We start from the raw sequence: 21,176 nt of genomic DNA, 5'->3' as shown, positions 1-21,176 counted from the left end.
CATTCAAGCGAATGGCTGGCCGTCCGCGCTGTCAGTGCGCGGTCTTCACCATATCCACCTGCGTTTCGGTAATGTCGTCGTGCAGTATGCTCTCGAGCCGGTCGGCGACCATCTGATCGTCGTGGCGGATCTCACGTTTCCATGGCTGGCGGCCTTTCAGCACACCCGATTCATCGACGATCTCGGCGACATATTCCTCCTGGCGGTAGGCCATCACATGGATGCCGGAGACACCAGGAATTTCCTTCACCTCGTTGATGATGTCGGTGCAGAGCTGCTTGCCTTCCTTCTTCTGGTCCTGCGCGCCTTCCAGCCGCTTGATGATGGTATCGGGAATATGAATGCCCGGCACGTTGGAGCGGATCCATTTGGCCGTCTTGGCCGAAGCCAGCGGGCCGACGCCGCACAGGATGAAAACTTTTTCCGTATGCCCCAAGTCCCGCGCCCTCTGCATGAAGGTTCTGAACATCGGCACGTCGAAGCAATACTGCGTCTGCACGAACTGCGCGCCGGCGGCGATCTTTTTGCCGAGATGGATCGGGCGGAAATCGAAGGGTGGCGCGAAGGGGTTGACGGCGGCGCCGAGGAAAATTTGCGGCGGCGTCGTCAACTTGCGGCCGGACAGGAACTTGCCGTTGTCGCGCATGATGCGGCAGGTTTCCAGCAACGACATGGAATCGAGGTCGAAGACAGGCTTGGCGCCGGGCTGGTCGCCGGCCTGGACGCCGTCGCCGGTGAGGCACAGCATGTTGGCGACCCCCATGGCGGCACCGCCCAGCACGTCGCCCTGGATGGCGATGCGGTTCCTGTCGCGGCAGGCGATCTGCATGATCGGCGCGTAGCCCATGCGGGTGAGCAGCGCGCAAATGCCGACCGACGACATGTGGCAGTTGGCGCCGGAGGCATCGACGGCATTGATGGCGTCGACCCAGCCGTCGAAGATTTTCGCGCGGTTATAGACGTCTTCGGGATCGGCGCTGTCGGGCGGGTTGAGCTCGGTGGTGACCGCGAATTCGCCGCGCCGCAGCACACGCTCCAGTCGGCCACGTGAGGAGTGGCCGGGCAGGGGATCGAGCGGCAGATGGATGCCGGCCGGGTTTTCGTCGCGCTGGCGGCCGATCACGCGGCCGCTCCAGTGTTGGCTTTGGCAGCGGCTTCACGGGCCGCTGCCGACTGCGCCGTCACCCGCAGCCAGGCCGAGGTTTCGCGCAGCGACTGGTCTACGGGCTTCTGAACGGTCAGGATCCTGTCGCCATGCTCCATGTTCCGCGAACCTTCCCAGGCCTTGACCCAGACGCAAGGCATGTCGGGCTCGACCTCGCAATTGCCGTTGGCGCGCACGCCGCCACACGGGCCGTTGCGCAGCTGTTTGGGGCAGTTCATCGGGCACGACATGCCGGTCGAGGACAGGATGCACTGGCCGCACATGCGGCAGTCGAACATGAAGCCCTTGACGCGCCTTTCGACAAACTTGATCGGCGCCTCGACGCGCCCATAGCCGAGGCCTTTCCAAAGCGGATGAAGAAGCAGGAACATGTCGGCGAACCTGGAGTAGAACCATTCGAGCAATCGCGAGTGGCGGATCGACCACAGCCTGATCGCAAACGAGCGCTGCACGCGCCGCTGCGGCGATACGTCGGCCGGCTTGTAGTCCGATTTCGGCGCTGCTTTCTTGACCTGAGTGGCCTGGGTAACCGGCTGGGTAACCCTTGGCCCCTCTTTGGCAGGAGTGGTTTCAGACATTTTCTTTCCCGCCTGCCTTGACCAGAGCGACCAGCCGCTCGCGGTCGTATTTCGCGTCGATGTCGCTGAATGCCTTCTCGACCTCGGCTTCGAGGTCGTCGCCGACCGGGATCGGATCGGCCTTGCGCCATTCGGCGAGGTAATCGTCGGTGCCGCCGGCGCCGGTGCGCATGGCGCACATATCGATCGCCTCGGTGAAGCGCAGCGGCAGTTCGCGCTTGGCGTTCTGCCGGCCCTTCTTGACGATGACCTGGGCGGGGATGTCGCGCCAATAGACGACGATCAGATCGGCCATGAATTCTCTCACTCCCTGTAGAGCGCCGTGCGTCCACGAGGGAAACGACGCTCCACCACTTTGTCCAGCAGGTGCGAGCATTGCCGGATGCGCAGTGGGGCTGCTTGTTATGGGACGACGCGCGCGCATTCAAAAGCGACGCTATTGGACGTCGCAAAAAGAAAGGCGAGATTCCGAGGGAAGGCTGGCTACCAAACCCGCTTGGTCAGGCCGGTCCAGAGATAGAACCAGATCGTCGGATGGTACCATTGTTTCGACGGCAGGCCGGGGTCGATCGTGGCCAACTTTCCGTCCAAGGCGTCGCGGACCGCCTCGACGCAGATGTCGCGCGAGAACGCCGCCTGGCGCAACGCATAGCTCGAAATGATGTCGCCGGGCTCCGGCTTGCCGCGCGCCTGTTTCAACACGCCGCCGGTGTCGACGCCGGCGTCGACCAGATGCACGGTGGTGCCGAAATTCTGGAGATCGCCGGAGGCCAGCGCCCAGTAGCCGCCATTCATGCCGCGGTATTTGGGCGCGATGCCGGCGTGGTAGTTGAGCACCGGGCAGGGCATTTGCGCCAGCGTCTGCCGGGACAAAATCCGGCAGCCGGCGAGCAGCACCACGCCCGGGCGGATGTCGGCGACCGCCTGCAGGCAATCGGGCCCGTCGGCGGAGGAGACGTGGATGATCTTTTGTCCCGGCCTCGGCTCTGTCTGCAGTTTTTGCGCTGCGATCAGCCGCTCCGCGTGCCCGGCGAAGAAGCGTTTGCCGAGCCTGGTCAGCACCATCGTGCCAAGCTGGCCGATGGCCGAAAACAACCCCTGGCGGCGCGCCCGGCCGAGCAGCAATTGTTTTTTGGATTCAGGGCTTTCGAGGATGACGCTGACAGGACCGAACTGGTCGGCGATGGCGTTGACGATGGCCCAGATGTGCGGCCCGCCTTCGGTGACGATGACGATCGCAGCACTTTTTTCAACCGCTGATGCCATGGCGCGCTTTCTTGCCGGCGCGCAACCATTTGCCGTGCGCCGCCCGGCTCAATTCTGTGCCGGGCGAGGTTAAATCTTGATGAGCGCCGGGCCAGCGAGAGACCAACGGATCAGCGCTTGAACTCGATGATGTCAAGTTTCGATTCGTAGTAGGGCGCCGGGAATTCGATGCGCCATTCATTGGCGCTGGTGCGGAAGGCATAGCCGACCTGGTCGCTTTCCGGGCCGCTGCCATAGGGTTTTGGCTTGTTGTCATTGACATAGCCGGAGCCGAGATAGATCGCGCGTTTTTCGCTATCGTCGAAGAAACGGCCCTTGGTGCGTTGCGAGCCGCTGACCTTTTCCAGCTGCCAGCCGGAGCCATCGTCCGTGACCTTGCACTTGAACCAGCCATAGATGACCAGCGGGCCGGTCAGGCCCACCTTGATGGTTCGGCATTGCCAGTTGCCGCTCAGGTCCTTGTCGGAAAAGGCCACTATCGGCTTTGCCAGCAGCGCGTCGAGTTGGCTGACCTCAGCCGGGTCTCCCGCTTTTGCCTCGGCCAGCGCCGCCTTGCGGGTCTCGCCATATTTGTCGAGGCGAACCTTGTCGGCAGGCGTGATGATCTTCTGCACCTCGCCGTCGGCGCGAGCGGGCAAGACGAGGCAGAGGAGGCCAAGGGCGGCGAGCAGGACGCGAGGGGTCATCGGTGGTATCCATGTTGGCGCGGCTGGAGCAGCCGATTCTATCTTCCAGTGCACACTTACCCATTCGCGGCGGCCTGTCATCCGTGCTTAAACAGCGGTATGTTCCGCGGGAGGTGCGCGTGGGGGTTACAATCCATTTTGAGGGACAACTGCGCGGAGAGGAACAATATGTTGCGCTGTTGCAGGAAGTTGAAGCGCTTGCCATCGCTCGAGACTGGCGATTTCGGCCGATAGACGAGGCCGAAATGGTTCTCAACCGGGTCATCGACGAACGCAGCGTTGACTATATCGGCCCGGTCTTGGGGATAGAATGCCAGCCGCATCCCAAGTCGGATCGCCTAAGGTTCGAGTTCGACAGGGACCTCTTCATGCAGCAATATTGCAAGACCCAGTTTGCGGGGTCGGAGGCGCATATCGAGATCATCGAGTTGCTTCGCAAAGTTGCTCCTTTTTTCGACAAGTTCGACGTCTTCGATGAAGGCGAGTACTGGGAACTGGGCGACCGCACAATTCTGCAGGTCAATCTCGACACAGTCGACGCTCTGCTTGCAGAGGCTTTGCGCAAGGATCCAACTGCAAGAGGGCCGATCCGGTTAGACAACGGCCGCGTTGTCGATTTCGTGTCGGATCCGCAACCGGAGAGCAAATAATCCGAAGTCGGGCGCCTAACGCAATTCTTCTGGATGTGCCGCCACCCGCGCCAATTCAGCCGTCAGGTCGCCATAGCCGGTCGAGCGGCGCTCATAGGCGAGGCCAAGCATCTTCGCGGCCTTCTCGGCGACCTTGTCGAGTTCCGGATCGTCGGTCTGGGCGATGTAGATCAGCTTCTGGTAGTTGCCGAAATAGTCCTTGATCAGCTCCGGGTGCTTGTCGAGGCCGAGCGGCTTCATGAAGAAGGCGTCGAACTGGCGGCACAGGAAATCGGTCATGTAGAACGACATCATGTCGTCGTCGGCGACCTTCGCATAGGCGTCCATGCCCTGGTAGAAGGCAAAGCAGTGCGGCCCGGCCATGCGCTCGACGCCGTGCTTCTCCAGGACCCGGTCGAGCATGCCGCCGGTACCGCAATCGGCATAGCCAACGAAGATGTTGCTATAGCCTTCCGCCTTGGCCTTTTCGATCGCCTTGTCCATCGCCGGTGCGATGCGGTCGGGGTAGAAATGGAACTCCGCCGGCAGGCAGGTCAGGTCGAGATGGTCGAGCTTGAGCTGCTCCTTGACGGCCAAAACTTCGCGCGCAATCATTCCGCAGGCGATGACTAGCAGCCTGTCGTCCTGATTCGGTTTCGTTTTTTGCATTCTGGCCATGGAACCCGGTCGAAGCGGCCTTCGTTGCTGTGGGGCGAATCTATCGAGAGAGGGATAAACCGTCCATGAAACTGTTACGCCTTGCGCCGATTGCAATCCTTGCCTGCATCCTGGCGCTTACGGCCTGTGCCAACACCGTCCGTGGTGTCGGCCGGGATATCAAATCGACTGCGAAAGCCGTCGACGACACCGTCACCAAACCCTGACGCAGCCATCCGTTCCAATAGCTGGAACAAAAAAGCCGCGCTGCAAGGCGCGGCTTTCGATTGTGGCCCAGACGCCTTGCGTAACAGATCAGGCTGAAGCGCGCACGTTATGCTTGCGCTTCATGAAGTCCTTGGCGGTCTCGACCGCCACAGCCGCGTCGCGGCAATAGGCATCGGCGCCGACGGCCTTGCCGAATTCCTCGTTTAGCGGCGCGCCGCCGACCAGGACGACATAGTCGTCGCGGATGCCCTTTTCCTTCATCGTGTCGATGACGACCTTCATGTAAGGCATGGTCGTGGTCAAAAGCGCCGACATGCCGATAATGTCGGGCTGGTGCTGCTCGATGGCGTCGAGGTATTTTTCCACCGCATTGTTGATGCCGAGATCGATGACGTCGAAGCCGGCACCTTCCATCATCATGCCGACGAGGTTCTTGCCGATGTCGTGGATGTCGCCCTTGACGGTGCCGATCACCATCTTGCCCTGCTTCGGCGCGCCGGTGGCGGCCAGCAGCGGGCGCAGGATGAACATGCCGGCTTTCATCGCGTTGGCCGACAGCAGCACCTCGGGAACGAACAGGATGCCGTCGCGAAAGTCCTCGCCGACGATGCGCATGCCTTCGACCAGAGCTTCGGTCAGCACCTTGTAGGGCACCCAGCCGCGCTCGAGCAGGATGTTGGTGCCTTCCTCGATCTCTTCCTTCAGTCCGTCATAGAGATCGTCGTGCATCTGCTGCACCAACTCGTCGTCGGAAAGCTCGGAGAGGATGATCTCGTCGTCGGCCATTTTTCTCGGGCTCCTTGCCGCGCGGATGCGATCACGGCGGCTTAAAATAATCGCGTCAATACCTAACCCGGCGGGGGCAGGTATCCATAGCTGATTTGCGACTTCCCGCAAAAGGAAAGCGACCGCAAATCTATTGGAATTCTTGTCGATTTTGCGACAGGCGTTGGCGCTGGCGGGCCGTTTCGAATAGGGTGCATGGCTACGATCCGGGCGAGAAGCCGCCTACGCGGCCGCAAACGGTTTTTAGGGAAAAACGATCATGAGTGAAAACGCGTCAGTCGACCAGGAAGCGTCCAATGCGCGACGTGGACGTGCTGCCAGCGGCGGCGCGGCTGCAAGGCGGGCGGCGCGCTCGGGCGGCGGACCGGGCACCCAGCTCACCTATATCAAGCGCAAGATCAACATCTATGAGGTCCTCAACGAGGAAGGCCTGGCGATTATCGAAAACAACACCGATACGGTGCTGGAAGAGATCGGCATCATCTTTCGCGACGACGCCGAGGCGCTGCAGCTTTGGAAAGAGGCGGGCGCCGACGTCAAGGGCGAGCGCGTGCATTTTCCCAAGGGCCTCTGCCGCTCGCTGCTGAAGACCGCGCCGCCCATCTACACCCAGCATGCGCGCAACGCCGAACGTTCGGTGCAGATCGGCGGCAACGCCACGGTCTTCGCGCCGGTCTATGGTCCGCCCTTCGTGCGCGATCTCGACGGTGTCAGGCGCTACGCGACGATCGAGGATTTCCGGAATTTCGTGAAGCTCGCCTATATGGCGCCGTCGATTCACCATTCGGGCGGCACGGTTTGCGAGCCGGTCGACGTGCCGGTCAACAAACGCCATCTCGACATGATCTACAGCCACATCAAATATTCGGACAAACCGTTCATGGGTTCGGTGACGGCGCCAGAGCGGGCCGAAGACACCGTCGCCATGGCCAAGATCGTGTTCGGCGACGATTTCGTCGAAAACAACACCGTGCTGACCAGCCTGATCAACGCCAATTCGCCGATGGTGTTCGACGAAACCATGCTGGGCGCGCTGAAGGTTTATTCGCGTCACAACCAGGCTTGCATCGTCACGCCGTTCATCCTTGCCGGCGCGATGAGCCCGGTCACGGTGGCCGGCACGCTGACGCAGGTTCTGGCAGAGGTGCTGGCCGGCGCCTCTTTCACGCAGTTGATCCGTCCCGGCGCGCCGGTGCTGTTCGGCACCTTCGCCTCGTCGATCTCCATGCAGTCTGGTGCGCCGACCTTCGGCACACCGGAGCCGTCGCTGGTTTCCTACGGCGCCGCACAGCTTGCCCGCCGGCTCGGTCTGCCGTTCCGCACCGGCGGCTCGCTCTGCGCCTCCAAGGTTCCGGACGCGCAGGCCGCCTATGAGAGCGCCAACACGCTCAACTCGACCATTCTTGCCGGCACCAATTTCGTCCTGCATTCGGCCGGCTGGCTCGAGGGCGGACTGGCCTCCTGCTACGAAAAATTCATGATGGACATCGACCAGCTCGGCATGACGCAAAAGTTTTCCGAAGGCGTCGACCTCTCGGAAAACGGCCAGGCGATGGACGCCATCCGCCAGGTCGGCCCGGGCAGCCACTATCTCGGCTGCGACCACACGCAGGCGAATTTCCAGACCGCCTTCTATCGCTCCAGCATCGCCGACAACAATTCCTACGAGCAGTGGCTGGCCGAGGGGGAGAAAACAGCGCCGCAGCGCGCCAACGAACTCGCCCGCCGCTGGCTGGAGACCTACGAGGCGCCGTATCTCGATCCGGGCATCGACGACGGGCTGAAGGACTACATCGCGACGAAGAAGGCGTCGATGGCTGACGCCTTCACCTGAAAGGAGCCCGAGTCAGGCGGGGCTAAAGTCGCCAACATCATCCACAAGGAAGTCTGGCGGAGCGCTTTCTCCGACCCGGACAAGAAGGGATGATTGCGCGGCGCCGGGCTGACGAGATAGCGGCCGCGCTTTCCGCCGACGGCCTCATCCTGCGCGGCGGCTTCAATTTCGCAACAAGCGAAACGCCGCCGCATGGCCCTTCAGTTGCCCCCGCCAAATCCGTGCTGTTGGTGGGGCAGGCGGGAGCGGCACCCTGGCCGCATTTCCTGCGCTGGCGCGACCGGCAACCGCAAACCATTGCTAATCCGCTCGACACATGGTCGCGCGAAGTGATCGGCGCGGTGGCGGAAAAATTCGGCGCGCGCGGCGTTTCGCCTTCGGACAGACCTTATCTGCCGTTCCAGCAATGGGCGATGCGAGCGGAGGGGCTGAGACCGTCGCCGCTGGGCATCCTGATGCATCCGCAGTACGGGCTCTGGCATGCCTATCGCGGCGCGTTGCTGTTCGAGGATGAGATCGCGCTTCCTGAACGTCGCGAAGCGATTCACCTTTGCGACGCCTGTGTTGCAAAACCTTGCCTGAAATCCTGTCCGGTTGACGCCTATTCCGCGGATGGTTTCGCTCATCAGGCTTGCCTGGCGCATGTGCGGGGATCGAAGGGCGAACCATGCCGCGGCGGCGGCTGCCTCGACCGCAACGCCTGTCCGTATGGCACGGCCCATCGCTATCCGCCTGAGGTTCAGGCCTTTCACATGACGGCGTTTGCCGGCCTGTAGCCGGGTCGAAAGCCCGCACAAAGTGTTGAACGGGATTGTCAGGGAACGGCTTGCCCTGACAATGCCTGCTTATATGTATCGCACGACATTTAACGGAGCGGGCCATGGCGAAGCAGGACATTGAGATCAAGACCGGGGACGGCGTGGCGAAAGCCGGGCTGTTCCGCTCGGCGACCGCTTCCTCGTCCAGGGCCGGCATCATTCTCTATATGGACGCTTTCGGTCCGCGACCGGCGCTCGACGCAATGGCGGAACGGCTGGCAGGCGAGGGCTATGCCGTGCTGGTGCCGGATCTTTTCTATCGCAAAGCACCCTACGGGCCGTTCGAGCCCAAGACCGCTTTCGTCGTCGAGGAGACCAAGGTCGCGCTGACGGCGTTGGTCCACGGCACGACACAGGACATGACCATCCGCGACAGCAGGGCGTTCCTCGACACGCTTACCGCTGAAGGTGTCACCGGACCGGTCGGTGTCGTCGGTTACTGCATGGGCGGGGCGCGGGCCTTGAATGCGGCTGCAACCTATCCCGATCGCATCGTGGCGGCGGCGAGCTTCCATGGCGGCAATCTGGCCAGCGATGCCGCCGACAGCCCGCACCGCAAGGCCGCAATGATCAAGGCGCGCGTCTATGTCGGGACATCGGGCGTCGACCGCAGCTTTCCGCCGGAGCAGTCGGCGCGGCTGGTCGAGGCGCTGCGCGTGGCGGAGGTCGACCACGCCATCGAAAACTATGCCGGCATGGCGCATGGCTGGTGCGTGTCGGACCACAGCGTCTTCAACGCGGCCGGCGCCGAACGTCATTGGAAGCGACTGACGACGCTGTTCGCCGAGACGCTGATCTAACGAGGCGTTGCCTGAAGTCGCAACGAACGGGTAGAGACTGCACGATTGGCGCGGCCTGTTAAAACAGCGCCGGTCGAGCGGGAACGAACAGCCTGATGGAATCCTATGATGTCGTGGTGATCGGCGCCGGTGCGGCCGGAATGATGTGCGCCATCGAGGCGGGCAAGCGCGGCCGCTCGGTCCTGGTGCTCGATCACGCGGCAAAGCCCGGCGAGAAGATCCGCATCTCCGGCGGTGGCCGCTGCAATTTCACCAACATCCATGCGAGCCCGAAGAATTTCATCTCGGGCAATCCGCATTTCTGCATCTCGGCGCTCAGCCGCTACACGCAGCGCGATTTCATCGAGTTCGTCGAACGCCACGGCATCGCCTATCACGAGAAGACGCTGGGACAGCTGTTTTGCGACGGCTCGGCGCGGCTGATCATCGACATGCTGGTTTCCGACATGCAGGATTGGGGTGTGGAACTGGCGTTGTCGACCGAGGTGAGGAACGTCAGCAAGACCGCGGACGGGTTTGTGCTGACGCTCTCCGCTGGCAGCGTCGCTTGCAACTCGTTAGTCGTGGCTTGCGGGGGCAAGTCGATCCCCAAAATGGGCGCGTCCGGTTTCGGCTACGAGCTTGCGGCGCAATTCGGCCTTGCGGTGGTGGAAACACGGCCGGCGCTGGTGCCGCTTACCTTCGACGCAAGAACGCTGGAGCGGCTGGCGCCTTTGGCCGGCAATGCCGTCGATGCCGAAGTCGCCTGCGGCAAGACGCGGTTTTCAGAAGCGATGCTGTTTACGCATCGCGGCTTGAGCGGGCCTTCCATCCTGCAAATATCGTCCTATTGGCGCGAGGGCGACGAGATCCGCATCGCCATGCTGCCGGGGAGGGATGTGGCGGAACTGCTTCGCGCCGCCCGGCGCGTCAACGGCAGGCAAGCGGTGCAGACGGTGCTTGCAAACCATTTGCCGAAGCGCCTTGCGCAAGCAGTCGCCGAGCGCAGTGGGATCGATGGCAATCTCGCTGATTTGACAGACCTGCAAATGAAAACCGTCGAAGCCGCCGTCAACGACTGGCGCATCAAGCCGGCCGGCTCCGAGGGTTACCGCACGGCGGAAGTGACGCTTGGCGGTGTCGATACCAACGGGCTCGATCAGAAGACGATGCAGGCGAAATCCGTGCCGGGGCTGTTTTTCATCGGCGAAGTCGTCGATGTCACGGGCTGGCTGGGCGGCTATAATTTTCAGTGGGCTTGGTCGTCCGGCTGGGCCTCGGGCCAGGTGTGCTGATATTCAGGTGAGGCCGGCCTGCAAACGACGGCTTTCAGTGCTTCCGGTGCTCGCGTACCAAAAGTACGCTCCACTCCGGTTCTCGAAATCCATCGTTTTCGGCTCGGCCTCACCTGAATCTCAGCGCACCTGTTGCGCGTGCATCCGTCGCCTCGGAAAAAAATCTTTCCATAACCCCAAGGATTGGCCATTAGCCTTCGTCCAACAGGCAAATGATGGCGATGATGCTGGATGAAAGCGAAGCCTCCGACGCCGAATTGATCGGGCGGGCGAAGGGCGGAGACAGGGGTGCCTTCGGCAAATTGCTGGAGCGGCACTACGACTTCGTCTATCGCGCCGCCTATCGCTGGTGCGGAAAGAAGGCCGATGCCGAAGACATCGCCCAGGAGGTCTGTGTCCGTCTCGGCAAGGCGATCCGCGACTATCGCGGCGGCGGCGCGTTCACGACATGGCTCTATTCCGTGACGCTGAACGCGGCGCGCGACATGATGCGCAAGACCACGCGCGAAAACGTCAAGACCGAGGCTTTCGGCGCCTACAGCATGATTTCGGGAGAGGCCTCGGCCGAGCCCGAAGATCCGACTGAGGCGCTCTGGGCAGCGGTGCGGCAATTGCCGGACAAGCAGCGCGATGCAGTACTTCTGGTCTATGGCGAAGGTTTGAGCCACGCGGCCGCCGCCGAGGCGATGGCAATCTCGGAGACGACGGTTTCCTGGCACATCCATGAAGCGAAGAAACGGCTGAAGACGTTGATGCGTTCAGCCGGGGAAGTGTGACCATGGTCGACGACAACGAACTCAACAGGCTGCGCGACGCAGCAGTACCGGCGCCGGGCGAAAGCGCGAAGGCACGCGCCTTCGAAGCCGCCATGAGCGCCTATGATCAGGAAAATATTTCTGCCGTCACCCAAGGATCGGTCGGCGGGCTTCGTCTCACAGAGCGAGCACAAAAGCTCTGGAGCGAGATCATGCAAAAGAAACTCATCGCCACGCCGGCCATTGCCGGGCTCGTCGCCCTGCCGATCGCCGGATACGCCACCTTCCATATGCTGAGGGAACAGCCGTTGCCGTTCGGCGGCGACGAGAAGATCACCGAGACGCTGGCCGACAAGCCGGCAACCAATGGGCCGGCGATCAACGCGCCGGTAAAAGAAAAGCAGGCGCCTGAAGGCGACAAGAAGACCGACGCCGATGTGCGAAGCCGCGACACCACTACGCCGCTTACGCCACCCGCGCCGCCGAAGCCCGAATCGACCGTTGCTGTCGCCCCGGCGCAGCAGGATGCGCTGGGACGCGGCGTGTTGGCCGAGCCTGCGCCAGTTGAGAGCCGCGAGTTTTCGCTTGACGGCAGTGCTGCTCCGGCCGGCGGCGCGCGGGTCAACCGCATGGCCGGCGCGACCGAATCCAAGTACCTGGCACAGCCTTCGACGATGCCGGCCGACCAGATTGCGCCGCAGGAGCCAAACCGCGACCGCGTCGAGGATTTCAAGACCAATCCGGTGCATGCAGCCCTTCAGGATCCGGTCTCGACCTTCTCGATCGACGTCGACACGGCTTCCTATTCCTTCGTCCGCGGCTCGCTGAAGCAGGGCTACCTGCCGCAGGCCGATACGGTCCGCGTCGAGGAGATGGTCAATTACTTCCCCTATGACTGGAAGGGTCCGGACTCGGCTTCGACGCCGTTCAACTCGACCGTCAGCGTCATGCCGACGCCGTGGAACGGGCACACCAAGCTGATGCACGTCGCCATCAAGGGCTTCGACATCAAGCCGGTCGAGCAGCCCAAGGCCAATCTGGTGTTCCTGATCGACGTCTCGGGTTCGATGGATGAGCCGGACAAGCTGCCGCTGCTGAAGTCGGCTTTCCGGCTGCTGGTCAGCAAGCTCAAGGCGGACGACACCATCTCGATCGTCACCTATGCCGGTGACGCCGGCACCGTGCTGATGCCGACCAAGGTCACCGAGAAGGACAAGATCCTCAACGCCATCGACAATCTGCAGCCGGGCGGCTCGACGGCCGGCGAGGCGGGTATCAAGGAAGCCTACAAGCTTGCCCAGCAGTCCTTCGTCAAGGACGGCATCAACCGTGTGATGCTGGCCACGGACGGCGACTTCAATGTCGGCCAGACCGATGACGACGATCTGAAGCGACTGATCGAGCAGGAGCGCAAGACCGGCGTCTTCCTGTCGGTGTTCGGCTTTGGACGCGGCAATCTGAACGACCAGATGATGCAGACCATCGCCCAGAACGGCAACGGCACCGCCGCCTATATCGACACGCTGGCCGAGGCCGAGAAGGTTCTGGTCGAGGATGCCTCCTCGACGCTGTTCACCATCGCCAAGGACGTCAAGATCCAGGTCGAGTTCAATCCGGACAAGGTCTCGGAGTACCGGCTGATCGGCTATGAAACCCGCGCCTTGAACCGCGAGGACTTCAACAATGACCGCGTCGATGCCGGCGATATCGGCTCCGGTCATTCGGTGACGGCCATCTACGAGATCACGCCGAAGGGCAGTGGCGGCGAGCAGATGGATCCGCTGCGCTACGGCCAGGCCGCGGTCGACAATGGCGGCGTCGCCAACGCCGACGAATATGCCTTCGTGAAAATCCGCTACAAGCTGCCGAACGAAGACGTCTCGAAGCTGATCACCACGCCGGTGACGTCGGCCAACGAGGTCGCGTCCTTCGACCAGGCCAGCACCGACCAGCGTTTCTCCGTCGCTGTCGCCGCCTTCGGCCAGAAGCTGCGCGACGAGGATGCGACCGCGAAGTTCGGCTACGACAAGATCATGGAGATTGCCACCGCCGCCCGAGGAGCCGACCCGTTTGGGTACAGGTCCGAGTTCCTTTCGCTTGTGCGCCTTGCCTCGGCGCTCGGCGGTAACCGGTAGTGGCAATACAGCCGGTTCCTTTCAGACGGGGGTCGTTCTGATACGGGGAACCGGCTACGGGCGGGTGAGGCAGGCCGGCGGGGGAAACCCTGCCGGCCTTTTTTCGGATCGATTGATCCGAAGCGCACAGATGATCCGCCTGATCGTTAAATTGCGCGGCTTTTCCGGAACGTCATCGCAATGCCCTGCTATTATTGCATGGGGTCGGGACTGGGCTTGGGGAGCCGGGAATTGCAGATCATGAACATTGGAAACACGACGCCGGCGGTGAGACACACGCAGGCGTCGGGAACGCTGTCGCCAGAATCCAGGCGCATCATGGATGACGTCGACGCAGCCCGGAATACCGCAAAGTCGGCGCTGACCAATGACCGCTTTCGTGTCATGCTGGAGCAGATCGGCAATCCGCAGTCGTCGGGTGACCTGGTGACGATGAATGAAAGCGCCGACAGCACCGCCCTGGATTTCAAGACGGCGCTATCGCGTTACGCTGAAAACAGCGAATAAGTTCGATATCAGGCCCGGGTGCGGCGGCGTTCGCGGCGGGCTTCGCTGGTCTCGGCGGTGTTTTCCGTCGCCACCTTGTTGCGCATCGGACCGATGCGCTCGACGATCGCCGCGACGGTCGGGCGTTCGGATTTGGTGTGCGCGTCGAGCGCCTTGCGCATGGCGGCAAGGTGCTGGAACGACGTGCCGCAGCAGCCACCGATGATCTTCGCGCCGCCATCCACCGCCAGCCGGACATAGTCGGCCATCAGCTCCGGCGTGCCGGAATAATGGATCTCGGTGCCACGAAATTCGGGAATGCCGCAATTGCCCTTGACGATCACCGTCGCTTCCGGCTTCGCCTCGGTCATGTCGAGCAGCGAGGCCAGGATGTCGGAGGCGCCGACACCGCAATTGGCGCCGACACCGAGCGGTGTCTCTGAAAGTCCGTCGACGACGCCGTGGATATCCTTGGGCAGCAAGCCCATCATGGTGCGGCCGGCAGTGTCGAACGAACCGGTATAGGTGTAGGGCAGGCCGACGCGGATGGCGGCCTCCGCCGCGGCGCGGATTTCGTCCGGCGCAGACATGGTCTCGATCCAGGCGACTTCGGCGCCGCCTTCCTTGAGACCCTCGATCTGCTCGGCAAAAGCCTCGACTGCTTCGTCATAGGTCATGGCGCCGAGCGGCACCAGCAACTCGCCGGTCGGACCGACCGAGCCGGCGACGATGACTTTCCTGTCGGCCTTGTCGGCGACCGCGCGGGCAATCTCGGCGGCGCGCTTGTTCAGCGCATGCACGCGGTCCTGCGCATGATGCAGCTTCAGCCGGTGGCGGGTGCCGCCGAACGAGTTGGTGAGGATGATATCGGCGCCGGCGTCGACGAAATTCTGGTGCAGGCTGGTGATGGTGTCGGGCGCTGCCTCGTTCAGCAACTCCGGCGCTTCGCCGGCCTCCAGCCCCATGGCGAACAGATTGGTGCCGGTGGCGCCATCGGCGAGCAGCACGCCCTTTTCGGCCAGCAGAGCATCGATGGGATTGTTCGCGGTCATCGGATCGACTTTCAGTATTTGAATGGAATAAGGATATAAAGAAGTCTTTATGTCCAGTCAATGTGTTTGCGACCGGCAATTGCCGGGCGGCGCACCTTTCCGGGGCGTTGGGGATCAGGCAGAACCCGATGGAAATGACGCGCCGGCCAGATTGCGCGCGTAGGCGGCGGCCTCATGCGGGTTGATGTCGGCGGCGCGGATCAGATTGTCGAAATGCTGGGTCAGCGCTTGGACCGGCTGGGTGGCGTTCAGCACGACATACATGTCGCCGACATATATGGCGGCGCGGTAAGGGCCGAAGATGGTCAGCGGGATGGAATAGCGCATGCGGCCGTCATAGAGGAACAGGCGGAAGGTGGGGTAGAGATCGTCAAGCAGCGTCGCCATATGGGCAAGCTGCTGCCGGCGGTCAGCCTCGGGAAAGCGGTCCCAGACGCCCAGGCCGCGGGCGAAAATCTCCAGCGTGTGGCGCGGCATGCAGACCTCCATGTCGGTCTCAGGGCGCCGGTTGTACTCGATGCGGTACTGCGTCTCGCTCGCCTGAGCGAGGCGGCTGCGGTTGGTGATGTTGGCTTCGTAGTCGACCAGCTGGCGTGTGCGCAGGAGGTCGGGAATGCCGGCCGGCACATAGCGGATCTTGGTGCCTGCGGCCTCGGCGAACCATTTGGCGAGCAGCGTGCGGTCGAAGCCGTCGGGCGCCTCTTCGATCTCCAGGCTTTCGCGGATTTCGCCGGTGACGCCTTCGTCCTGGGAGAGGCCGAGGAGCCAGTCCAGCGAGATCTTGAATTCGGCGGCGATGTTGAGCAGCGTTTCGGCGCGCGGCAGGCGCGTCGAGGCGCCGGACATCAGTTGCGACAGCGCCGACCGATCGATGCCGACTGCTGACGCGAAGGCCGACTGGTTGAGGTCGGACCGTGTCAGGAGCAGCTTCAGACGCTCCCGAAAGATTGCCGACAGGTCCCGTTTGTCCACTGTTCGTTCTCCGCGCTCACTTAGGAAAAATTTGCGCATAGCCGTCGAATCAGCACTCCAGGCGTAAATGAATCCCTAGGGTTGTTTACAATGTGTAACATCTGCGGTCAAAAATGCGCAAATGCAACATTTTGTACACTTTGTCTCGTTGAGTGGAATCGCTTCTCCTGACACTATGTTGTCAGGAACCAATTGGGGTTTCGGCGGCTGAGGGACAGTGGTCGATAGCATGACAGGCAAGAGCATCAAGCGACGCAACGCAGCAGCCATCGAGTGGCCGACCGTGGTTCTCGCTTTCTTCTGTTACGGAATGTGGCTCGCTGCCGGGCTCCTGCTCTGGCCCTCTTATCCGATCCTGGCACTTCTTCTCCTCGGCTTCATCCTGGCCTTGCAGTCGTCGATCATGCACGAAGTGCTGCATGGCCATCCGACGCGCAGCGCGCTCATCAACGAAGCCTTCGTCTTCCTGCCGATCGGCCTGGTCTGGCCGTTCCGTCGCTTCAAGACGCTTCATTTGCGCCACCACGCCGACGAGCGCCTGACCGATCCGCTCGACGATCCCGAGAGCTATTACCAGGCGCTGTGGATGCATGACGATCTGCCGCCGACGATGAAATTCCTGCTCAAGATAAACAACACCATGGCCGGCCGTTTCTTTCTCGGCCCTTGGCTGTCCTGCATCGGTTTCTTCGTCGACGACGCCAGGCATGTGATTGCCGGCGACAAGGTGATCGGCAAGGCATGGCTGCTGCATGCGATCGGCCTCGCCATCGTAGTGCCGATCGTGCAGTTCGGCTTCGGCATTCCCGTATGGCTCTACATTCTGGTGCCGGTCTGGCTCGGCCAGTCGCTGATCGCGGTCCGGACTTTCGCCGAACATCAGTGGTGCGAGCACCCTGAAGGACGCACGGTGATCATCGAGCGCTCGCCGCTGTCGTTCCTGTTCCTCAACAACAATCTGCACTTCGTTCACCACAAGACCCCGACCGTTGCCTGGTACAGGCTTCCAAAACTGTTTGCCGACCGCCGCGACGAGTGGCTGCGGATGAACAATGGCTACGCCTATCCGAACTATTTCGCACTGATCAAGGCCTACGCATTCAAGGCCAAGGAGCCGATCGTGCACCCGGTGCTGCGCCGCCAGCCCGAGCCGGGCAGGGCATTCAAGCCGCGCATCAGGGCGCGCAGCATCAGCGGGCTTGGCAGCGCGCCGGTTCCGGCCGAGCCGCCGAAGGAATAATCCCCGGACATCCCGGTGTCGGCCAATTCTGATTGAACGCCGCGTTTTTGCGATCCTTTCCCGAGCCATGATGATTGAGTGTCGGCATGAGTGAATTGATTGCGGCATTGCCGATGTACGACTGGCCCGAAGTGCGCGGCGAGGTCGACGCGCAATGGGCAGCGTTGCGCGAGGCTTTTCGGCACAAGGGCATCGATGCGCCGCAGACAATCGTGCGCCGCAGTGGCGACCTGCCGCCGGTGCCGGGCGGTATCCGGGACGCCGAGGGCAAGCTAATCGCGCCCGATCCGGCGACACTGCCGCCGAACGAACTCGACCATCACCAGCTTTGGCTGCATCCGGCGCTGCTGTTCGCGCAGACCTGCTGGGGGCCGATGGAACTCGGCCTGAACAAGCATGTGCAGGTGGTCGGCCAGCCGAGCTACGACGCTTACGAAGGCGGCCAGGGCGAACTCTATTCCAGCGCGCTGGTGATGCGCACAGGCGAGGGATCGGAAGTTCGCTCGCCCGCGGATGGCAAAGCCTTGCTGCCGCTCGATCTGATGCGTGGCAAGCGTTTTACCTACAACAGCCTCGATTCGATGTCGGGCATCATTGCACTGGCGCGCGATCTGCAGGCCGCCGGCGAAAGCCTGGATATCTTTTCCTCGCGCAGCGAAAGCGGTGGCCATCGCGGCTCGATCGTCGCGGTCGCCGAGGGCAAGGCGGATATAGCTGCCATCGACTGTGAGAGCTGGGCGCTGGCGCAGCGTTTCGAACCTGCGGCAAACGCCGTGAAGGTCGTCGGCTGGACGGCAAGGCGCAAAGGCCTGCCCTACATCACCGCCAGGACGACGCCGGAAAAGACGCTCAAGGCTCTGCGCGAGGCGCTTGCCGGATCAGCCGAGCAGCCTCGCATCCAACGGGTAGGTTGAAAGCTGCTCGTTACCGGTCTCGGTGATCAGGATCTGTTCCTCGATCTTGACGCCCTCATGGCCGCCGAGACGGCCGATATAGCTTTCCACGCACAGGACCATTCCCGGCTCCAGCACGCCGTCGGGCGTGTCCGGCGTCCAGTCGCTGGCATGTGGCAGGGTTGGATACTCGTCGGCGAGGCCGACGCCGTGATAGAGCACGCCGTAGCGCGCCGGGAAGCAATCTCCCGGCGGCACCACGGAGCGTTCGACCAGGTCGCGAAAGGACATGCCGGGCTGCATCAATTGCGTGTTGTGGGCGATCTGGTCGGCGGCAATGCGGAACAGGTCGCGCTGCTCGTTCGACGGCCTGGCGTCACCGCAAAGCCAGGTGCGCGAGAGATCGGCGCAGAAGCCGTAGGGACCGATCAGGTCGGTGTCGAAGGCGACGAGGTCGCCTGCTTCGATCACGCGCGATGAGCATTCCTGGAACCACGGATTGGTGCGCGGCCCCGAGGCCAGCAGCCGGGTTTCGATCCATTCGCCGCCGCGCGCAATGTTGCCGCGGTGGAGTTCGGCCCACAATTCGTTTTCGGAAATGCCCGACGTCAGCGCCTTCTCCATTTCACCCATCGCCGCTTCGCAAGCGACGATTGCGCGGCGCATGGCGAGGATCTCGTCCGGCGATTTGATCAGCCGCGCATTTTCCATCACCGCTTCGCCATTGCCAATCGAGATGCCGAGCCGGGCGAGTTCCTCGACGCCTTCCGGGTTGATGTGGTCGACCGCAATGCGGCTGTTGCCGCCGCCATGCTCCTTGACCAGATCGGCGATGCCGGCCGCCCAGCGGCGGACTTTGTGCTCGGTCAGCTCACCGCCATAGAGGTACATCCACGACACTGCCGGCCGCACCTCGTCAACGACGCCGGAATGGTCGGACAGATGCTCGCAGGAGAAATAGTCGAACAGCACCACGGGTCCCTCAGTGGCGACGAAGCAGTGGCGGGTCGGATTGTGCGCGACCCACAGCTGCATGTTGGTCGAATCGGTGGCGTAGCGGATGTTGACGGGGTCGTAGAGCAGCGCGCCGGCGTAGTTTCGGCGCCTCAGTTCGGCGCGGAGGCGCTCGAGCCGGTATTTGCGCATCGCGGCAAGATCGGGCGCGGCGATGCCTGCCGCTTGCCATTCGGCTTCAGCCAGCGCGCCATAGCCCAGCACATGCTGGTTCAGCGACGCCGCCTTCTGGCGCGATGTTTCGCGCAAGGCTTCGACGGAGCCGGGCTCGAACGGCATGATCTTGCGATGACGACCGAACCCTTGTTTCTCCACCCGACGCCTCCCTGCCGACTTACTGTGGCGCTGCGCCCGCGGCCGCTTTCTTCAGCCGCGTGACCGTCAGCGTGCGGGTGGGCGGCTCGCTGTCGAACAGCATCGGAACGACCAACTGCTGCGGCGAGCCGTCAGCGACATAGCCGGCCTCGCTCAAGGCCCGCAGGATGCCCTCGGGAGGTTCCTTGTCATTGGCCATCACGAGCACCGCCGGCTCGATCAGCAAATGGCCGAAGTCCGGCATCTCGTCGTCGAGCACGACCAGATCGGGATCGACAAGACGCAGATTTCCCACCCAGTGCCAGCTCGATATCGCCGTGCGAACCGGACCGTTTGCCGTCAGCTGGCCATAGAGCGACTGGTAGTCGACACGCACGATGCTGCCGCGGCTGTCGCCGCCATTGAGGTGCGTGTACCAGGTCACCGGCAGCACGAGGATGGCAAGCGTTGCGCCGACAAAGACGACGACGTCCTGCACCTTCCTTCCCTTGTCGCCTCTGGCATCCATCCGCAAGGCCAGCGCGACCGGCAGCAACACAAGGATGGGAAGCATCCAGCGATCGCGAAATTGCGTCGTCCCGCTCGCCAGGACGAGCACGATGGTCATCGCCAGGGCAAAAGCGATGGTGCGCCACACCAGTTTCTCGGTCCATGGCGCCGGTTGCAGAGCCGGCGCCGGCTTTTTCCATGCGATGAGCAAAGCCGCGACGAATATGCCGGCCGGCAACACGGCGAAATACAGGATAGCCTTGCCCAGTCCGCGCATTCCGTAGAATGCGGTTTGTATGGCGCTTTCTCCTCTGCCCATGCCGAAGCCGCCGCTGTGCGACAGCAACTGGTCGGTGTAGGTCAGGTTCCAGTAGAGCGTCGGCAGGCAAAGCAGCACCGCCACGACAAGGCTGATCGAAAACCGGCGGTTGAGGATGACGCCGCGCGTTTCGCGCAGCGACAGGGTGGACAGCATCAGCGCGCCGAGAAAGATCGCGTTGTTGTATTTCGACAGGATGGCGGCGGCCATCGCCACGCCAAACAGCACATAGGTGGCCAGCGAACGCCGCTGCACCAGTTCAACGAGCGCAAGAAACAGCACCACTGAAAAACAGAAAGCGGCGATCGAGTGGGTGAGGGCGTGCTGCATCTCCCACACCATCTGCGGAAACAACAGCAGGCCGAACAATGCGGCGGCGCCAGCGCGGCTGGAATAGCCTAGGCGGCGGACAGCGATGAAAACCGACGCCAGCGCCGCTCCGATCAGCAGGTACTTCACGATCTTGAGCGCCAGGATGTTCGTTCCGACCACGGCGGCGACGAGGCGGGCAAGCCAGGTGTAGAGCGGCGGCTGCGAGCCGCCATAGCCAGCCCAGAGGTAGGGCATGTACATCAGCTGTTCGGAATCGTCGACGCCGACACCGGTTCCCACGACATGGGACAGCAGCGCCATCACCACGATCTGGACGACGCAATAGACCGCGACGCAGACCAGTGCGGCGTTGAAGGGACCGACCTTGCCTTCGCAGAGCCAGTCCGTCCATTTCTCTAGATACTGCAAGGGGATCGTCTTCTCATCGAGGGAAAATGCCTGCGGCCAACTGC

22 protein-coding genes are annotated in these 21,176 nt (G+C 62.5%); 11 read left to right on the top strand and 11 right to left on the bottom strand.

Annotated features, from left to right (window positions below):
* Nucleotides 1-31: 31 nt before the first annotated feature.
* The 5 genes from X750_RS158670 to X750_RS158690 form a co-directional block, all read right to left on the bottom strand.
* A complete protein-coding gene (locus X750_RS158670) occupies nucleotides 32-1,123 on the bottom strand; it encodes a methylenetetrahydrofolate reductase (RefSeq protein ID WP_023744709.1) in 1,092 nt (363 codons plus the stop codon).
* Nucleotides 1,120-1,743: a methylenetetrahydrofolate reductase C-terminal domain-containing protein gene (locus X750_RS158675; protein ID WP_023688112.1), complete on the bottom strand. Its 624-nt coding sequence runs from the start codon at nucleotides 1,741-1,743 to the stop codon at nucleotides 1,120-1,122. Before X750_RS158675 ends, X750_RS158670 begins: the two co-directional genes overlap by 4 nt.
* Nucleotides 1,736-2,038, bottom strand: coding sequence for a virulence factor (locus X750_RS158680; RefSeq protein ID WP_023670397.1), 303 nt, complete (start codon nucleotides 2,036-2,038; stop codon nucleotides 1,736-1,738). Before X750_RS158680 ends, X750_RS158675 begins: the two co-directional genes overlap by 8 nt.
* A gap of 188 nt (nucleotides 2,039-2,226) precedes the next feature.
* Nucleotides 2,227-3,009, bottom strand: coding sequence for a formyl transferase (locus X750_RS158685; RefSeq protein ID WP_023746829.1), 783 nt, complete (start codon nucleotides 3,007-3,009; stop codon nucleotides 2,227-2,229).
* Nucleotides 3,010-3,119: 110 nt separating this feature from the next.
* On the bottom strand, nucleotides 3,120-3,695 hold the full coding sequence (locus X750_RS158690; RefSeq protein ID WP_023670399.1) for a DUF4893 domain-containing protein: 576 nt from the start codon (nucleotides 3,693-3,695) through the stop codon (nucleotides 3,120-3,122).
* 11 nt (nucleotides 3,696-3,706) lie between these two features.
* On the opposite strand from X750_RS158690, the gene X750_RS0132315 reads away from it, so the two are divergent.
* The gene (locus X750_RS0132315; RefSeq protein ID WP_023733764.1) at nucleotides 3,707-4,345 is read left to right on the top strand and encodes a hypothetical protein; all 639 of its coding nucleotides are present in this window, start codon (nucleotides 3,707-3,709) and stop codon (nucleotides 4,343-4,345) included.
* 15 nt (nucleotides 4,346-4,360) lie between these two features.
* Here the strand turns inward: X750_RS0132315 and X750_RS158695 are convergent, their stop codons facing one another.
* On the bottom strand, nucleotides 4,361-5,002 hold the full coding sequence (locus X750_RS158695; RefSeq protein WP_023733763.1) for a DUF1638 domain-containing protein: 642 nt from the start codon (nucleotides 5,000-5,002) through the stop codon (nucleotides 4,361-4,363).
* 65 nt (nucleotides 5,003-5,067) lie between these two features.
* Here X750_RS158695 and X750_RS24585 point away from each other — a divergent pair, with 65 nt between their 5' ends.
* The gene (locus X750_RS24585) at nucleotides 5,068-5,208 is read left to right on the top strand and encodes an entericidin A/B family lipoprotein (protein ID WP_023746827.1); all 141 of its coding nucleotides are present in this window, start codon (nucleotides 5,068-5,070) and stop codon (nucleotides 5,206-5,208) included.
* 88 nt (nucleotides 5,209-5,296) lie between these two features.
* Here X750_RS24585 and X750_RS158700 read toward each other — a convergent pair whose 3' ends face one another.
* On the bottom strand, nucleotides 5,297-5,995 hold the full coding sequence (locus X750_RS158700) for a B12-binding domain-containing protein (protein ID WP_023688118.1): 699 nt from the start codon (nucleotides 5,993-5,995) through the stop codon (nucleotides 5,297-5,299).
* 259 nt (nucleotides 5,996-6,254) lie between these two features.
* Here X750_RS158700 and X750_RS158705 point away from each other — a divergent pair, with 259 nt between their 5' ends.
* From X750_RS158705 to X750_RS158735, 7 genes are all read left to right on the top strand, one after another.
* On the top strand, nucleotides 6,255-7,829 hold the full coding sequence (locus X750_RS158705) for a trimethylamine methyltransferase family protein (protein WP_023670403.1): 1,575 nt from the start codon (nucleotides 6,255-6,257) through the stop codon (nucleotides 7,827-7,829).
* A gap of 89 nt (nucleotides 7,830-7,918) precedes the next feature.
* Nucleotides 7,919-8,605, top strand: coding sequence for a hypothetical protein (locus X750_RS158710; RefSeq protein ID WP_023746826.1), 687 nt, complete (start codon nucleotides 7,919-7,921; stop codon nucleotides 8,603-8,605).
* Between the two features lie 104 nt (nucleotides 8,606-8,709).
* Complete coding sequence (locus X750_RS158715; protein ID WP_023691017.1) at nucleotides 8,710-9,447, top strand: dienelactone hydrolase family protein; 738 nt, start codon at nucleotides 8,710-8,712, stop codon at nucleotides 9,445-9,447.
* 95 nt (nucleotides 9,448-9,542) lie between these two features.
* Nucleotides 9,543-10,721 carry an NAD(P)/FAD-dependent oxidoreductase gene (locus X750_RS158720; protein WP_023746825.1) on the top strand — a complete coding sequence of 393 codons (1,179 nt, stop codon included), beginning with the start codon at nucleotides 9,543-9,545 and terminating at the stop codon, nucleotides 10,719-10,721.
* A 215-nt stretch (nucleotides 10,722-10,936) separates the two neighbouring features.
* Nucleotides 10,937-11,497, top strand: a complete 561-nt coding sequence (locus X750_RS158725; RefSeq protein WP_023696454.1) for an RNA polymerase sigma factor — start codon at nucleotides 10,937-10,939, stop codon at nucleotides 11,495-11,497.
* A gap of 2 nt (nucleotides 11,498-11,499) precedes the next feature.
* On the top strand, nucleotides 11,500-13,611 hold the full coding sequence (locus X750_RS158730) for a VWA domain-containing protein (protein ID WP_023746824.1): 2,112 nt from the start codon (nucleotides 11,500-11,502) through the stop codon (nucleotides 13,609-13,611).
* A 240-nt stretch (nucleotides 13,612-13,851) separates the two neighbouring features.
* A complete protein-coding gene (locus X750_RS158735; protein WP_023753429.1) occupies nucleotides 13,852-14,118 on the top strand; it encodes a hypothetical protein in 267 nt (88 codons plus the stop codon).
* 8 nt (nucleotides 14,119-14,126) lie between these two features.
* On the opposite strand, the gene bmt is transcribed toward X750_RS158735, so the two are convergent.
* Entirely contained in the window at nucleotides 14,127-15,149 is a 1,023-nt protein-coding gene (bmt, locus tag X750_RS158740; RefSeq protein WP_023746823.1) for a betaine--homocysteine S-methyltransferase, read from the bottom strand.
* Between the two features lie 114 nt (nucleotides 15,150-15,263).
* Nucleotides 15,264-16,121, bottom strand: a complete 858-nt coding sequence (locus X750_RS158745) for a helix-turn-helix transcriptional regulator (RefSeq protein ID WP_023681768.1) — start codon at nucleotides 16,119-16,121, stop codon at nucleotides 15,264-15,266.
* Between the two features lie 229 nt (nucleotides 16,122-16,350).
* On the opposite strand from X750_RS158745, the gene X750_RS158750 reads away from it, so the two are divergent.
* Together X750_RS158750 and X750_RS158755 are read left to right on the top strand one after the other, a co-directional pair.
* The gene (locus X750_RS158750) at nucleotides 16,351-17,361 is read left to right on the top strand and encodes a fatty acid desaturase (protein WP_027050294.1); all 1,011 of its coding nucleotides are present in this window, start codon (nucleotides 16,351-16,353) and stop codon (nucleotides 17,359-17,361) included.
* A gap of 86 nt (nucleotides 17,362-17,447) precedes the next feature.
* A complete protein-coding gene (locus tag X750_RS158755) occupies nucleotides 17,448-18,275 on the top strand; it encodes a PhnD/SsuA/transferrin family substrate-binding protein (protein WP_023746821.1) in 828 nt (275 codons plus the stop codon).
* Here X750_RS158755 and X750_RS158760 read toward each other — a convergent pair.
* Complete coding sequence (locus X750_RS158760; RefSeq protein ID WP_023746820.1) at nucleotides 18,240-19,547, bottom strand: Xaa-Pro peptidase family protein; 1,308 nt, start codon at nucleotides 19,545-19,547, stop codon at nucleotides 18,240-18,242. The genes X750_RS158755 and X750_RS158760 overlap by 36 nt on opposite strands.
* A 55-nt stretch (nucleotides 19,548-19,602) precedes the next feature.
* Nucleotides 19,603-21,132: a glycosyltransferase family 39 protein gene (locus X750_RS158765; RefSeq protein WP_023746819.1), complete on the bottom strand. Its 1,530-nt coding sequence runs from the start codon at nucleotides 21,130-21,132 to the stop codon at nucleotides 19,603-19,605.
* Nucleotides 21,133-21,176: the final 44 nt, after the last annotated feature.

It is taken from the genome of Mesorhizobium sp. LNJC391B00, assembly GCF_000502535.1.
Taxonomy (GTDB): Bacteria; Pseudomonadota; Alphaproteobacteria; order Rhizobiales; family Rhizobiaceae; genus Mesorhizobium.
This window is presented reverse-complemented; position numbering and strand designations above follow the sequence as displayed.